Below are 13,123 nucleotides of genomic sequence, written 5' to 3' on the forward strand. Positions count from 1 at the left end.
AAAGATCATGCGGATTCCCGCGATTGTCATGGCCGGCGCCGCGCTCACGCTCGGCCTGGCCGCCTGCGGCTCCTCCGGCGACGGCGGCTCCGGAGGCTCGTCCTCGGGGGGCGGGGACATCAAGATCGGCATGTCGGTGTCGACCCTGAACAACCCCTACTTCGTGCAGCTGCGCAGCGGCGCGGAGGCGGAGGCCAAGAAGGAGGGCGTCACGCTGACCGTCACCGACGCCCAGAACGACGCCTCCCAGCAGGTGAACCAGGTCCAGAACTTCACCAGCCAGAACATGAAGGCGATCATCGTCAACCCGGTCGACTCCGACGCGGCGGCCCCGGCGGTCAAGGCGGCGGACCGGGTCAAGATCCCGGTGATCGCGGCCGACCGCGGCGTCAACGGCGCGGAGGTGGCCCAGACCGTGGCCTCCGACAACGTGGCCGGCGGCAAGCTGGCCGCCCAGGAGCTGGCCAAGCAGCTCGGCGAGAAGGGCAGCGTGGTCGTGCTGCAGGGCACGGCGGGCACGTCCGCCTCGCGCGACCGGGGCCAGGGCTTCGCCGAGGGCATCGCCGCGTACCCGAACATCAAGGTCGTGGCCAAGCAGCCGGCCGACTTCGACCGCACCAAGGGCCTGGACGTCATGACCAACATGCTCCAGTCCAACCCCGGCATCACCGGCGTCTTCGCCGAGAACGACGAGATGGCGCTGGGCGCGATCAAGGCCCTGGGCGCCAAGGCGGGCCAGCAGGTCAAGGTCGTCGGCTTCGACGGCACCCCCGACGGCCTGAAGGCGGTGCAGGCGGGCACGCTGGCCGCCAGCGTCGCCCAGCAGCCGTCGCTGCTCGGCCAGCAGGCGGTGCAGGCCGCGGTCAAGGCCGCCAAGGGCGAGACCATCGACAAGACGGTGGCCGTGCCCGTCAAGGTGGCGACCAAGGAGAACGTCGCGGACTTCCAGTGAAACGCGCGGGGATTCTGAACGCCGAGCTGGCGGGGGCCATGGCCCGGCTCGGCCACACCGACCAGGTGCTGGTCTGTGACAGCGGGATGCCCGTGCCGCCTGGCGTGCGGGTCGTCGACCTGGCCTTCCTGCCGGGCATCCCGGCCTTCGCCGACGTGCTCGACGGGCTGCTCGCCGAGCTCGTCGTCGAGGGGGCCACGGCGGCCGAGGAGGTGCACGCGGGCAACCCCGGCTGCGCCGAGCTGCTCGCGGCCCGGCTGCCGGGGCTGGCGTACGTGCCGCACGAGGAGCTGAAGCGACTGTCGGCGGGGGTGCGGCTGGCCGTCCGCACGGGGGAGGCCACGCCGTACGCGAACGTGATCCTGCGGTGCGGGGTGGCGTTCTAGGGGACGCCTGGCCCGGGCCACTGGGAAGCGGGCGGAGGAAGATCTACTCTGGCGTCGAGGGAGGCGCCATGACCCACGAGGCAGCAGAGCCGGATCCCGCCCAACTCCGTCGCGTCGCCATGGCGAGCGCGGTCGGCACCACGATCGAGTGGTACGACTACTTCATCTACTCCACGGCCGCCGCGCTGGTCTTCGGCTCCCAGTTCTTCTCCCCGCTCTCGCCCGCGTCGGGCACCCTGGCCGCGTTCGCCACGCTCGGCGTCGGGTTCCTGGCCCGGCCCGTGGGCGGCCTGGTGTGGGGGCACTTCGGCGACCGGCTCGGGCGCAAGGCGATGCTGGTCGCGTCCCTGTTGCTGATGGGCGCGGCCACGGTCGGCGTCGGGCTGCTGCCCACCTACGACCAGATCGGGGTGCTGGCCCCGATCCTGCTGCTGGTCCTGCGGTTGCTGCAGGGGCTCAGCGCCGGCGGCGAGTGGGGCGGCGCGGCGCTGCTGGCCGTCGAGCACGCCCCGCCCGGCAAGCGCGGCCGCTACGGGCTGTACTCCCAGGTGGGCGTGCCCGCCGGGCTGATCCTGGCGCAACTGGTGTACGTCGCGGTGACGGCCGGGCTGTCGGAGGCGCAGTTCGCGAGCTGGGGCTGGCCTCGCCTACCTCCTGTCCTACGGCACCCAGGTGCTGAAGGTGAGCAGGAACCTCATGCTCGTCGTGGTGATCATCGGCAGCCTGACCTGGCTGGCCGGGATCGTGGCCACGGCGATCTGGTCCGACCGGATCGGCCGCAAGCCGGTCTACCTGGCCGGCTCGGTGCTCCTCGTCGTGTGGGCCGTGCCGTTCTTCCTGCTGGTGGACACCAAGGTGGCGGCGCTGATGGTGGTCGCCGTGGTGGTGCTCAACGTAGGGCTCGCCGCGACGTACGGGCCGCAGTCGGCGCTGTTCGCCGAGATGTTCGAGCCCCGCTACCGCTACAGCGGGGTCTCCTTCTCGTACGCGGTGGGCGCGCTGCTCGGCGGCGGGTTCGCCCCGCTGGTCGCGGCGGCCCTGCAGAAGTCGACCGGCACGTCGTTGTCGGTGTCGGCGTACATGGCCGGCGTCGGGCTGATCAGCCTGGTGGCGGTGCTGGCCATGAAGGAGACCCGTACGCCGGCCGCCGCCGGCTGAGTCAGGCCGTGGCGCCGCCGTCGATCACGTGGTCCTGGCCGACGACGAAGCTGGACTCCGGCGAGGACAGCCACAGCGCGGCCGCGGCGATCTCCTCCGGGGTGGCGACGCGGCCGATGGGCAGGGCGTCGCGCATGCGCTCGTCGCGCTCGGCGGGCGTCTCGCCGGGGCGCGTGGACATGGGCGAGTCGATGGGGCCGGGGCTGACGGCGTTGACGCGGACGCCGTCGGCGATGTGGTCGCGGGCGGCGGTGCGGGTCAGATGGCTCACCGCGGCCTTCGAGGCGGCGTAGGCGGCGGCCCCGGGCAGTCGCCAGTGGGCGCCCAGGTTGCTGGCCACGTTGACGATCACGCCGCCGCCGTGCTCGCGCATGTGGGCGATCTCGTGCTTCATCGACAGGAACACGCCCTTGAGGTTCACCGCGAGCACGGTGTCCCAGGTGTCCTCGTCGTAGTCGGCCACCGGAGCCAGCATGCCGAACACGCCGGCGGCGTTCAGCGCCACGTCGAGCCCGCCGTAGCGGGTGACGGCGGCCTCGACCATGGCGGCGACGGAGGCCGAGTCGGTGACGTCCGCGGTGAAGCCGGCGGCCCGGCCGCCCGCCGCCTCGATCTCCTTGACCACCGCGCCGAGCCGCCCGGTGTCACGCCCGGCGGCCAGCACGGACGCGCCCTTCCTGGCGTACGCCAGCGCGGCGGCCCGGCCCACGACCCCGGTGGCCCCGGTGACAAGCACGACTTTTCCTTCGAACACGACAAACTCCTAGAACGATCGGTCTCAAATTTGCACGGCAACCATGGCCTGCTCGACCGCGTCGCGCAGGCGGCGCGGGTCGGGGTCGGCCCGCCCGAGCACGCGCAGGCCCTGGAGCAGCACGAGCAGGAACCTGGCCAGCGCGTAGGGGTCCTTCGACCCGGGGATCTCCCCCTGGGCGCGGGCGCGGACCAGCGCGGCGGCCAGCGCGGTCTCCAGCTCGGCCCAGCTCGCCGTCACCCGGCGCGCCAGCTCGGCGTCCCGGGAGGCGAACTCCACGGCCGTGTTGACGACCATGCAGCCGCGCCGCAGCTCGTCGGCGAGGATCTCGGCCACGTACGCGTCGAGGAAGGCGCGGACGGCCGGCACCGCGGGCCCCGGCTGGGCCAGCGGCTCGACCACGTTGCGCCGGGCCAGGTAGCGCTCCAGCGCCTTGACGTAGAGCTCCCGCTTGCCGCCGAAGGTGCCGTAGATGCTGGCCCGCGCCAGCCCCAGCCGCTCCACCAGGTCGGCCATCGAGGTCGCCTCGTAACCGCGCTCCCAGAACAGGTCGAGCGCCCGGTCCAGCGCGACCTCGGGATCGAACTCCTTGCTCCGTGCCACCCGGCGAAGCTACCACATTCAAGAACGAACGGTCTAATTAGGAGGGCTCCTCTATGCGCCCGGTTCGCGGAACTCCGGGGCCTGGCCGTCGTCCGGCCGGGTCTTGGGCGGGTTGAGGTATTCGAGCGGCGTGTCGTCGGCGACGGCCCGCTCGGCGGCGGCGGTCTCCTCCACCGGCCGCTGCCGCGGGATGCTCAGCAGGCCCAGGCTGTCCTGCTCGCCGCGCCGCCTGATGACGTCGTTGATCGCCTCGGCCATCTCCTCCCTGGAGTAGCTGCCCTCGGGCACCTCGTTGAGATGGGCCAGCATGTCGGCGGGGATGTGCACGTGCGCGGAGACCCGCGCGTACACCTCGCGCATCGCCACCCGGTCCCGTCCCTGGAACGCCTCGTCCAGGGCTTCCTGCAGTTCGTCCAGCACGGCCTGGTCAGTCATCTCGGTTTCCCTTCAGTAGGTCTTCTGCCTGTTCTGTCACGCCGTCCACCGAGACGTCGGCGACCCACGTCCCGTCGTGCTCGCAGCGTTCGGCCTCCACGTCCACGCCGCTCGCGCCGCAGGTCGGGCACCGGGTGGTCCAGGAGATCAGCGGCCGGTGCGCGGTCGTGCTGAGCGGCCCCGCGTTGATGACGTTGACGCACGAGTAGACCGCGACGGTGGGCGTGCCGACGGCCGCGGCAAGGTGGCGCGGGCCGGTGTCGTTGGCGACCACCAGGTCGCAGCGCTCGTACAGGGCGGCCAGACCGCCGAGGGTGAGCGTGCCGACGACCGGGATCACCGGGTGCGCGCGCCCGCGCATGGCCGCGACCGTCGCCTCCACCAGGTCCTTCTCTGCCCAGCTCCCGGTCACCGCGACGGGCCGGGCCAGCCGGTCGGCCACCTCGGCGAAACGTTCGGGGGGCCAGCGCCGCCGCGGGTCCGTCGCTCCCGGATGCAGCGCGACCAGCCCGGCCGGCGGCTCGCCGAACGACTCGGCCAGCTCCGCCCGGTCGCGGCCGGTGACGGCGACCACCGGTTCGAGCTGCCCGGCGACCCCGCCGACGAGGTCGGCGACCTGGAGGAAGCGCAGCGTCTCGTGCTGGAAGTTCGTGTAGCGCACCCACCGGTCCAGCTCCTCGGCGTCCGGGGAACGCAGCCCGGCGGTCACCCGCGCCCCGAGCGAGCGGAGGAACGGGTTGGAGAAGCGCCCGCCGCCGTGGATCTGCACCGCCAGGTCGAACGCCCGTTCCCGCAGTTCGGCGCGGGCCCCGCCGGGCACCGCGTAGCCGGTCTCCGACGTCGAGACCCCCGTGATCGGCGGCAGCGCCACCACGTCGTCCACCGGCCCGGGCCGCCCGGACAGGAACTCGGCGTGCCACGGCGTGCCGAGCAGGGTGAGCCGGGCGTCGGGGTAGGCCAGCTTGATCGCCTCGATGGCCGGCAGCGCGACCAGGTAGTCGCCGATCGCGTTGGCCCGCAGGACGGCGATGCTCCGCACGCCCTCGACCAGGCCGGGCCGGGCCGTCATGGGGTCCCCGGCATGTAGTCGTAGCATTCCGCGCTCCTGTCCGCGACAGTGGTCGGCAGCTCCAGGCGGTAGGCCCGCCTGGGCAGCAGCCCGGTGTCCGAAGGGCCGTACATAGCGGCCCGGCTACCCGGCAGGGATGGCCCATAACTTCGGTTTCGGACGAACCTATTTGAGCCGTTATGCGTTTGAGCTGGGCTTCTACAGGTACTCGCCCTCTATGGGCACCCTGAGGGAAGAGACGGTCAGCGCGGTCGTCGTCGGCGACGTCATGCTCGACTCGTGGCTGCACGGCTCGGCCAAGCGGCTGGCCCAGGAGGCGCCGGTGCCCGTGATGAGCCTGGAGGCGGTCGAGGACGCGCCGGGCGGGGCCGGCAACACCGCGGCCAACCTGGCGGCGCTCGGGGCCCGCGTCCGGCTCGTCGGCGTCGTGGGCGACGATCCCTGCGGCGACCAGCTCGTCCAGGCGTTGCGCCTGCTCGGCGTGGAGACGGACCTGCAGGCGGTGCCGGGGCGGCGTACCGCGCACAAGCGGCGGCTGGTCACCAGCGGCCAGCTCACCGCCCGCTACGACGAGGAGGACCTCGACGTCATCCCGCCCGAGGCCGAACGCGAGCTGCTGGCCCGCGTCTCCGCGGCCGTGGCGGGCGCGGACGTCGTCGTGGCCTGCGACTACGGCGGCGGCGTGTTCACCCCGGCGGTGCGCCGGGCGCTGGCCGGGCTGCCGCTGCTCGTGGTGGACGCGCACGCGGTCGCGCCCTGGGGCGAGTGCGCGCCGGCGGCGGTGCTGCCCAACTACGCCGAGGTGGTGGGCCTGCTCGGCGAGGTGGACGCCGCGGCCGACCGGCCGGCGTACCTGATGGCGCGGTCCGCGCAGATCCTGGCCGCCACCGGGGCCCGGATCGTGGTGACCACCCTGGACGGCGAGGGCACGCTGCTGCACCGGGCCGGCTGTCCGCCGTACCGGACCTACGCCCGGCCCGCGCCCCAGCACATGGCGACCGGCGCGGGCGACACCTACACCGCGGCCTTCTCGCTCTGGCTGGCCGCCGGCGCGACGCCGGAGGAGGCCGCCGAGGCGGGCCAGGCCGCGGCCGGCGTGGTCGTCCGCCGCGCGGGCACGTCCATCTGCACCCGCTACGAGCTGCTGCGCGCCCTGCGCCGCCAGGAGGGCACCGTGCAGGCGGCCGAGCGCCTGGCCCAGCTCCTGGACGAGCACCGGCGCAGGGGCGAGCGCATCGTGTTCACCAACGGCTGCTTCGACGTGCTGCACCGGGGCCACGTCAGCTACCTGGAGCAGGCCGGGCAGCTCGGGGACGTGCTCGTGGTCGCGGTCAACAGCGACGCCAGCGTGACCCGGCTCAAGGGCCCGGGACGCCCGCTCAACCCGTGCGAGGACCGCATGTCGGTGCTGGCCGCCCTGAACGACGTGGACTACGTGACCGAGTTCGACGAGGACACCCCGGAACGCCTGCTCCGGCTCATCAGGCCGGAGATCTACGTCAAGGGCGGCGACTACACCCCGGAGATGCTGCCGGAGGCGCCGCTGGTGCGCTCGCTCGGCGGCGAGGTGCTGGTGCTGGACTACCTGCCCGACCGCTCGACGACCGCCATCATCGGCCGCATGCGCTCGGTGCCCGGCGAGCCGGACGGGATCAGGCCCGTTCCGCCAGCACGTCCATGACCAGCGAGCGCACCATCCGCACCGCCTCCTCGACCGCCCCGCGCACCGGCTCGCTCAGCTCCACCAGCACGTCGTCGGTGACCAGCCGGGCCGGCTCGCAGCACAGCACGAGCACCCGCGCGGGCACCCGGCCGAGCTCGCGCGCCATGCGCAGCACCTTGACCGGGTCGAGGCCGTGGCTCTCGGCCGCGATGCCGCCCAGGCCGGGCATGTCCGGTTCGAGCAGGGTGAGCGTGCCCGGTGGCTCGCCGCGCGGCGCGGCGTCCACGAGGATCGCGGCCTCGTAGTCGCGCTGGAGCGCGTAGGCCAGGTCGAGGCCGCGGCTGCCGAAGTCGAGCACGTCGGCGGGCAGGTCGTCGTCGGCCAGCCGGCGCACGACCTCGACGCCGAAGCCGTCGTCGCCGAGGAAGACGTTGCCGATCCCGGCCACCAGGACGCGCGGGCGGCAGCCTCCTCCGACGGGTTCGAGCTCCTCGGCCGAGTAGAAGAACCGGTGGCACGGCAGCCTGGACTCGCCCAGGTCGCGCAGCGGGTCGCCGGCCAGGGTGACGCCGACGTGGAAGCCGCCGTCGTCGTCCCGCTCGACGCTCTCGATCACCGCGAGGCGGCCGTTGAGCGCGAGGTCGAGGATGTCGGCGCGGCTCTTCGGGCGCAGGCGCACCCGGCTGCCCGGGGCCAGCCGCACGCCGTCGACGATCGCCTCGGCCGGGCCCGGCCGTTCCGTCGGGTACCGAGTGTCCATGTCACGTCTCCCGCATGGTGCCGTGCAGGCGCATGAGCTCTTCCGGGGTGAGCGCGGCGCAGTGGTCGAGGAGCTGGTCGATCTCCATGTCGTCGAACGTGCCGCGCTCCGGCGCGACCTTGGGATGGTCGTAGAGGATGACCGGGGCCGACAACATCGTGTGCCGCTCGCCCTCCTCGCCCACCAGCACCGGCCAGGTGCCGATGTTGTGGCAGCCCGCAGCGAGCGCGCGCAGCCCCTCGGGCGGCTCCGTCAGCGAGACGAACCGGCCGCCCGGCGAGCTCACGACCGTGTGCGCGGAGATCAGGGTGTGCTTCATGGCCTCCGCGCGCGAGTCGCCCTGCCACGGGCTGGTGTTCGCCACCCGGACGGTGAGCCGGAACAGGCCCTCGCGCAGCCGCTCGGCGAACACCTCGGCCCGGCCGCTCAGCGCCTCCCAGCCGCGCAGCAGCACGCCCTCGCCGTCGAGCCATTCGGCCCGCTGGCCCGGGGGCACGTCGATCTCCATCCCGGCCGGGCAGGCCAGCAGGTCGGCCAGGCGCAGCCCGGTCTCGGCCACCTCGCGCTCCTTGGCCTCCTCCCTGGGCAGGTGGCGGGCGCCGCCGACGGTCAGCTCGGGCACGCAGACCAGCTCGCCCTCGCGCTGCACGGCCACCTCGCAGGTGACCAGGTGCAGGAAGCGCACGTGCACGTCCACGACGTCGTCGCCGCCGGCCTCCAGCAGGCACTGGGTCTGGGTCAGCCACGGGTTGCCCTCGTGCGCCCGGCCGTACGACTCGGGGTGCACGCCGCCGAACGTCCAGCGCCGCCGGTCGGGCGGGGCGGAGTGGCGGCTGGGCCACAGCAGGTAGCCCCCGTAGAGGACGGCGCGGGCGATGCGCCTCACGTGGTCCATCTGCCGGCCCCCACGCCGGGCGCCGACCGGACGATCTCGACCTGCTCGACCTCGGGGGCCGCGTCGCGCACGGCCCGGCGCACCGCGTCCGCCGAGCTGCCGCCGTCGCCGTCGGCGAGCCGCAGGCGTACGAGGTCGCCCTCGACCGCGATCACCTCGACGCCGGTGCCGCGCAGCGCGTCCTCGACCCGGGTCCGCACGTCGATCGGGTGGAGGTCGTGCAGCAGCAGCAGGTGCGCGACCACGTCGTCGGCGGCCAGCCGGGCGGCCAGGTCGTCGTCGGCCGCCGCCATGATCCGCGTCAGGCCCTCGCCGTAGAGGTCGAGCAGGGCCTGGGCCAGCTCGACGGCGGGCGGTTCGGCCCGTTCGAGCAGGCTCTCGATCCTGCCGATGCGTGCGTTCAGCGACATGACGCCCCCAGGACGGTCACGCCGTCGGGAAACCTGTCGTATTTAGCGGCATTCATCGGCCTTAAGCCCCCCAAGTGGCCAGTGCAGAGGTTTAGCGATGGCGTCGTTCGGTATCCGATCAGTACCTCTACGTAGCGGGCATACCGCGTCGACGAAGGCGGCAAACCATGACCCAGACCCTGCCCACGCGACCCGAGCTGTCCGAAGAGGCTCAGCCGGCGCAGGAAAGGCGCGGCCACCCGGTCCTGCGCAGGACCGCGCCGCGGCTCTTCCGCGACGTCCCGGTGGAGCGCCGCCCGGCCCTGGTGGAGGCCGACCACCTGCTGTACGGCGTCGTCGTGGGCGCCTCGGCCCGGCCCCGCCCGCGCCGCTAGACCAGCCGGACCGGCCCGGCGTCGATCGGCACCCGGAACAGCGCGTACGGGTACCGCCGCCGATCCTGCCCCTCCTGGAACCTGGCCTGCCGGTGCAGCTGGTTGGCGGTCACGTAAAGGTGGCCGTCGGCCACCGACAGCGTGTCCGGCCACAGCAGGCGGGCGTCGTGGACCAGGGTGTCGATCGTGCCGTCGGGCATCCGGCGCAGCACCGCGTTGTGCTCCCAGTCGGTCAGGTAGATGTGCCCGGCGTCGTCGGCCTCCAGGCCGTCGGCCGAGCCGCCCTTGTCGCCCTCGTCCCTGACCGTCGCCGCCACTTCGGTGTCGTCCAGCGTGCGGTCGACCAGGGCGTCCGTGGACACGCTGTACCAGCGGCGGGAGAGCAGGGGGCAGTACCAGAGCCGCTCGCCGCCGGCCGGGAGCGCGATGCCGTCCGACCCCATCAGGACGGGCGACGGCGGCCCGTCCTGCGGCCGTTCCAGGAACGGCCGGCCCTCCACGACCGGCACGAAGTCCGGCGGCCGCTCCGCCTTGGTGCTCGGGTGGTCGTGCAACCGGCGCCACGCCTGCCCGCTGGCCAGGTCGACCACGACGATCCCGTTGGGCCCCTTGTCGGCGGAGTCGGTGAGGTAGGCGACCCCTTTGCGCAGGTCGAACCGCACGTCGTTGAGGTAGGACGTCTCCAGGGCGACACCGCGGTCGAACATGATGACCTTGACCACGGTGTCGGTCTCCAGATCCACGCAGACGAGCTTCGGGCCGCCCTTCCTGGTGGGCCGGAACATCGGGCTGCCGGTGTCGAGGATCCACAGCCGGTCCATGGGATCGACGACCACGCTCTGCACCGAGACCAGCCACTTCGACGGCTCGTCGGCCTCGGTGTTCCACTCCCGGTCCGGGTAGGGGACGGCGTTGCCGTCCCGCAGCTCGACCACGGTCGCCGGAACGTCGTCACCCCATTTGGGGAAGTTCACGAATATCCGGCCGGCACGGGAGACCGTGACGCCGGTCGGCATCGGGCCGGACTCGAAGGCGTGCACGAGCTCCAGCTTCCCGATGGGCTCATCGACCGGCTGAACGCCGTCGCGGCCGCTCCCCTTCGCCATGTTCCCCCCGTTCCCGGACCCGCCGGGCATCTGCCCAGCTCAGGCCGGGAGAAACAGCGCCTTCTGCAGCCACGGCCGCAGGATCGGCAGCACGTTCGCCGCCTGCATGGCCCCGGCGTGGTCGAGCCCGTCGAGCACCTCGACGTCCCAGCCCAGCGCCTCGATGGCGGCCCGCTCGCGGAGCACCGGCCCGGCGATGCTGACGTGGGTGCCGCCCCACCGCTCGTCGTAGACGATCTCGTCGGCGGAGCCGACGAAGCACAGCCGGGGGCAGGACAGGCGCACCTGGCTGTCGTCGAACCCGCGCAGCGCCCGGTACAGGGTGGCGAACTGCCTGGCCTGCCCCTCGCTCAGGGTCACCTCGGTCGACGACCAGTCGCCCGGCTCGCCCGTCCCCGTGGCCGGCGGCGTGGCGGTCTTGGGCGCGACGGCCATCTCGTACGTGGCCTCGGTGACCTTCAGCATCTCGGCGTAGGGCCCGCCGAGCGGCGGGTAGCCGCCCATGACCAGCGCCGAGAGCCGGTCGGTGCGCAGGGCGAGCTGGAGTCCGCTGAGCGCCAGCCAGGAGTAGCCGTAGTAGGCGAACCGGTCGGCCCCGACCGCGTCGGCCACCGACAACATGTCGGCCGCCACGTTGTCGGGGGTGAGCGTGTCCGGCTTGGGATGGGCGAGGACGTGGCCCTCGTAGTCGAAGGCCACGACGCGGAAGCCGTCGGAGAGGCCGTCGATGAGCGAGCGGCCGAGCGCGGGGTCGGCCCCCCACTTCCGCATCTCCTCGGCCGCCTCGCCCTCGACCGGCTTGGGGTTGACGGCCAGGAGCAGCACCGGGCCCGAGCCGTGGACCTCCGTCTCGATGGTGCTTCCGTCGTGCAGCTTCGCCGTGGTCACCGGCGGCCTCCCTGAATTCGATACACCGTAAACCGTTGTCCTCGGCGAGGATAGCTTATGGCGTAAAGAGTCGCAAAGGGCTGGGCATCGGCACGCACCGCATGTCCGCGCCGTCCGCCTCCAGCCAGCGCAGCAGCAGGTTGGCCTTGGCGGGTACGTACGCGCCGGCGAGCAGCTCGCGCAGTTCCTCGGGCTCGCCGTGGTCCTCGGCGCAGCCGGCGAACACCGATCTGGCCTCGGTCCACAACTCGGCCCGCAGCTCCGGGTGCCGCTGGGCCACGGCTCCGGCGATCTCGCAGAGGTTGTTGACGACCAGGCAGTACAGCAGCCGTTCCCAGCCGTAGGCGGGGCTCACGACGGGCGTGCGGGCGCCGGGCAGGCTGTGGCGGTCCGCGGTCAGCTTGACCCCCTCGTGGTCGCGGAAGATCGCCTGGCCGGGCAGGCCCCGCCCGTCCACGCCGATGAGCACGTTCTGCAGGTGGCATTCGAGCACCACGCCGTGTCGGAAGTAGGCGTGCAGGACCGGCGGCACGACGTGGTCGAGGTAACGCCGCCACCACGCGAGCGCCTGGCCGGCGTCGAGGCCGTCCAGCGGGTTGCCGGGGAAGCCCTCGCTGACCCCCGCGGCCAGCAGCGCCGTCAGCCCCGGCCGCAGGTGCCCGCCCAGCCCGTCGCGGACGATCACCGCCAGCGCCTCGCCGCCGTCCCCGCCCAGCTCCAGGCTGCGGTAACCACGGTCGCCGAGGACGGCGGGCCGCGGCCGGTGCTCGGGCAGGTCGTCGAACGCCACGCCCAGCAGGTCGTCGATCAGGCCCAGCCAGCGCAGGTCGTGCAGCCACAGGCGGCGGATGTCGTTGGTGATCCGCACGTCCAGGCTGAACTTGCAGAACAGGTCCGCCTCCGGCAGGTACACCGTGCGGATCGAGGCCGTCGCCACCGCCCGCGCGGGCGTGACGCCGAGGTGGCGCAGCTCCTTGAGTCCGCCCAGCAGCTCCACCTGCCAGGGGTGGGCGGGCAGCAGCGTCAGGCCGTCGGGGGCGGGCGGGCCGAGCCGGTCGAGCGCGCTCGCGTCGCCCTGCTCGACCAGCGCCTCGGCGGGCACCCCGAGCAGCGGCAGCGGGAAGCTCGCGCGCGCCTCCGGCGAGTAGGGCAGCCAGGCGTCCGGGCCTGATCCGCCGCGCGCCTTGGGAGCCGGGTGGTAGCGGTGACCGGCGACGAGCGCCTGCTCCGAGCGCAGGTACAGGTCGGCGGGCGGGGTGGTGGCGCGCTGGGCCGACAGCAGCGCGGCCATGACGTCCCGGCTCTCCATGATCTCCTTGGCCAGGGACGGGTTGGCGTGGCCGGTGCGCGTCCGCAGCTCGTCCTCGGTCAGCGCCACCAGGCCGGCCAGGGAGAGCGGGCGCGGGCCGCCGGGGGTGCGCAGGGCGGGGGCGCCGGGGTACCGTCCGGGGCGGACGTGCAGGGTGTGCCCGGTCGCGGGCAGCAGCCACACGCCGTCCTCGGCGGTCGCGGGTTCGGCCACCTCGCGGAGCAGGCAGTTGAGCAGGGCCGTCACCGCGAGGGCCTCGGCCCCGTCCGCCGCCTGGTGGTCTTGCGCCTCGGGTGCCGGACCGGCCGGTGGGAGGAGGCCGTCGATATATGCCATGGCGACCTGTCCTACCCTTTTGTAC

15 protein-coding genes and 1 pseudogene are annotated in these 13,123 nt (G+C 73.3%); 6 read left to right on the top strand and 10 right to left on the bottom strand.

The features are described 5' to 3' along the window. The first annotated feature begins 7 nt into the window (after positions 1-7). The 4 genes and pseudogenes from ABZ444_RS30165 (at position 8) to ABZ444_RS30180 (ending at position 2,496) form a co-directional block, all read left to right on the top strand. On the top strand, positions 8-952 hold the full coding sequence (locus ABZ444_RS30165; protein ID WP_352358764.1) for a substrate-binding domain-containing protein: 945 nt from the start codon (positions 8-10) through the stop codon (positions 950-952). After that, positions 949-1,338, top strand: a complete 390-nt coding sequence (rbsD, locus tag ABZ444_RS30170) for a D-ribose pyranase (protein WP_358003943.1) — start codon at positions 949-951, stop codon at positions 1,336-1,338. Before ABZ444_RS30165 ends, rbsD begins: the two co-directional genes overlap by 4 nt. Positions 1,339-1,457: 119 nt before the next feature. Beyond that, a pseudogene (locus ABZ444_RS30175) lies at positions 1,458-1,917 on the top strand (MFS transporter); the annotation flags it as partial. A gap of 102 nt (positions 1,918-2,019) precedes the next feature. After that, positions 2,020-2,496: an MFS transporter gene (locus ABZ444_RS30180; RefSeq protein ID WP_358003946.1), complete on the top strand. Its 477-nt coding sequence runs from the start codon at positions 2,020-2,022 to the stop codon at positions 2,494-2,496. A gap of 1 nt (position 2,497) precedes the next feature. Here the strand turns inward: ABZ444_RS30180 and ABZ444_RS30185 are convergent, their stop codons facing one another. The 4 genes from ABZ444_RS30185 to ABZ444_RS30200 are packed head-to-tail and all read right to left on the bottom strand — an operon-like array spanning position 2,498 to position 5,384. Beyond that, complete coding sequence (locus ABZ444_RS30185) at positions 2,498-3,232, bottom strand: SDR family oxidoreductase (RefSeq protein WP_358003949.1); 735 nt, start codon at positions 3,230-3,232, stop codon at positions 2,498-2,500. Positions 3,233-3,274: 42 nt separating this feature from the next. Continuing rightward, the gene (locus ABZ444_RS30190; RefSeq protein ID WP_358003952.1) at positions 3,275-3,853 is read right to left on the bottom strand and encodes a helix-turn-helix domain-containing protein; all 579 of its coding nucleotides are present in this window, start codon (positions 3,851-3,853) and stop codon (positions 3,275-3,277) included. Positions 3,854-3,904: 51 nt separating this feature from the next. Beyond that, on the bottom strand, positions 3,905-4,288 hold the full coding sequence (locus ABZ444_RS30195) for a hypothetical protein (RefSeq protein ID WP_358003955.1): 384 nt from the start codon (positions 4,286-4,288) through the stop codon (positions 3,905-3,907). Then, the gene (locus ABZ444_RS30200; RefSeq protein ID WP_358003958.1) at positions 4,281-5,384 is read right to left on the bottom strand and encodes a glycosyltransferase family 9 protein; all 1,104 of its coding nucleotides are present in this window, start codon (positions 5,382-5,384) and stop codon (positions 4,281-4,283) included. The genes ABZ444_RS30195 and ABZ444_RS30200 overlap by 8 nt, the downstream gene beginning before the upstream one ends. A gap of 190 nt (positions 5,385-5,574) precedes the next feature. On the opposite strand from ABZ444_RS30200, the gene rfaE2 reads away from it, so the two are divergent. Continuing rightward, positions 5,575-7,038 carry a D-glycero-beta-D-manno-heptose 1-phosphate adenylyltransferase gene (gene rfaE2, locus ABZ444_RS30205; protein WP_358003961.1) on the top strand — a complete coding sequence of 488 codons (1,464 nt, stop codon included), beginning with the start codon at positions 5,575-5,577 and terminating at the stop codon, positions 7,036-7,038. On the opposite strand, the gene ABZ444_RS30210 is transcribed toward rfaE2, so the two are convergent. Genes ABZ444_RS30210 through ABZ444_RS30220 form a run of 3 tightly spaced genes read right to left on the bottom strand, consistent with a single transcriptional unit; the run spans position 7,010 to position 9,085 of the window. Continuing rightward, on the bottom strand, positions 7,010-7,780 hold the full coding sequence (locus tag ABZ444_RS30210) for a hydrogenase maturation protease (protein WP_357975069.1): 771 nt from the start codon (positions 7,778-7,780) through the stop codon (positions 7,010-7,012). The genes rfaE2 and ABZ444_RS30210 overlap by 29 nt on opposite strands. Before the next feature lies 1 nt (position 7,781). Further along, the gene (locus ABZ444_RS30215) at positions 7,782-8,675 is read right to left on the bottom strand and encodes a hypothetical protein (protein WP_358003964.1); all 894 of its coding nucleotides are present in this window, start codon (positions 8,673-8,675) and stop codon (positions 7,782-7,784) included. Further along, positions 8,663-9,085: a hypothetical protein gene (locus tag ABZ444_RS30220; RefSeq protein ID WP_358003967.1), complete on the bottom strand. Its 423-nt coding sequence runs from the start codon at positions 9,083-9,085 to the stop codon at positions 8,663-8,665. The genes ABZ444_RS30215 and ABZ444_RS30220 overlap by 13 nt, the downstream gene beginning before the upstream one ends. Before the next feature lie 167 nt (positions 9,086-9,252). On the opposite strand from ABZ444_RS30220, the gene ABZ444_RS30225 reads away from it, so the two are divergent. Next, positions 9,253-9,459 carry a hypothetical protein gene (locus tag ABZ444_RS30225; RefSeq protein ID WP_358003970.1) on the top strand — a complete coding sequence of 69 codons (207 nt, stop codon included), beginning with the start codon at positions 9,253-9,255 and terminating at the stop codon, positions 9,457-9,459. Here ABZ444_RS30225 and ABZ444_RS30230 read toward each other — a convergent pair. From ABZ444_RS30230 to ABZ444_RS30240, 3 genes are read right to left on the bottom strand one after another with little or no spacing between them, the layout of a single operon-like run. Continuing rightward, positions 9,456-10,565 (bottom strand): L-dopachrome tautomerase-related protein, encoded by a 1,110-nt coding sequence (locus ABZ444_RS30230; protein WP_358003973.1) that lies wholly within the window; start codon positions 10,563-10,565, stop codon positions 9,456-9,458. The genes ABZ444_RS30225 and ABZ444_RS30230 overlap by 4 nt on opposite strands. A gap of 39 nt (positions 10,566-10,604) precedes the next feature. Next, a complete protein-coding gene (locus ABZ444_RS30235; protein ID WP_358003976.1) occupies positions 10,605-11,453 on the bottom strand; it encodes an alpha/beta hydrolase in 849 nt (282 codons plus the stop codon). 55 nt (positions 11,454-11,508) lie between these two features. After that, on the bottom strand, positions 11,509-13,098 hold the full coding sequence (locus ABZ444_RS30240) for an IucA/IucC family C-terminal-domain containing protein (RefSeq protein WP_358003979.1): 1,590 nt from the start codon (positions 13,096-13,098) through the stop codon (positions 11,509-11,511). Positions 13,099-13,123: the final 25 nt, after the last annotated feature.

This window comes from Nonomuraea sp. NPDC005730, from assembly GCF_040630865.1.
Lineage (GTDB): Bacteria > Actinomycetota > Actinomycetes > Streptosporangiales > Streptosporangiaceae > Nonomuraea.

Excerpts from the sequence above, each read along its gene's own strand:
- ABZ444_RS30165 (WP_352358764.1), top strand. The coding sequence starts at position 8 with ATGCGGATTCCCGCGATTGTCATGGCCGGCGCCGCGCTCACGCTCGGC.
- ABZ444_RS30195 (WP_358003955.1), bottom strand. The coding sequence starts at position 4,288 with ATGACTGACCAGGCCGTGCTGGACGAACTGCAGGAAGCCCTGGACGAG.
- ABZ444_RS30200 (WP_358003958.1), bottom strand. The coding sequence starts at position 5,384 with ATGCTACGACTACATGCCGGGGACCCCATGACGGCCCGGCCCGGCCTG.
- rfaE2 (WP_358003961.1), top strand. The coding sequence starts at position 5,575 with ATGGGCACCCTGAGGGAAGAGACGGTCAGCGCGGTCGTCGTCGGCGAC.
- ABZ444_RS30210 (WP_357975069.1), bottom strand. The coding sequence starts at position 7,780 with ATGGACACTCGGTACCCGACGGAACGGCCGGGCCCGGCCGAGGCGATC.
- ABZ444_RS30215 (WP_358003964.1), bottom strand. The coding sequence starts at position 8,675 with ATGGACCACGTGAGGCGCATCGCCCGCGCCGTCCTCTACGGGGGCTAC.
- ABZ444_RS30220 (WP_358003967.1), bottom strand. The coding sequence starts at position 9,085 with ATGTCGCTGAACGCACGCATCGGCAGGATCGAGAGCCTGCTCGAACGG.
- ABZ444_RS30225 (WP_358003970.1), top strand. The coding sequence starts at position 9,253 with ATGACCCAGACCCTGCCCACGCGACCCGAGCTGTCCGAAGAGGCTCAG.
- ABZ444_RS30230 (WP_358003973.1), bottom strand. The coding sequence starts at position 10,565 with ATGGCGAAGGGGAGCGGCCGCGACGGCGTTCAGCCGGTCGATGAGCCC.
- ABZ444_RS30240 (WP_358003979.1), bottom strand. The coding sequence starts at position 13,098 with ATGGCATATATCGACGGCCTCCTCCCACCGGCCGGTCCGGCACCCGAG.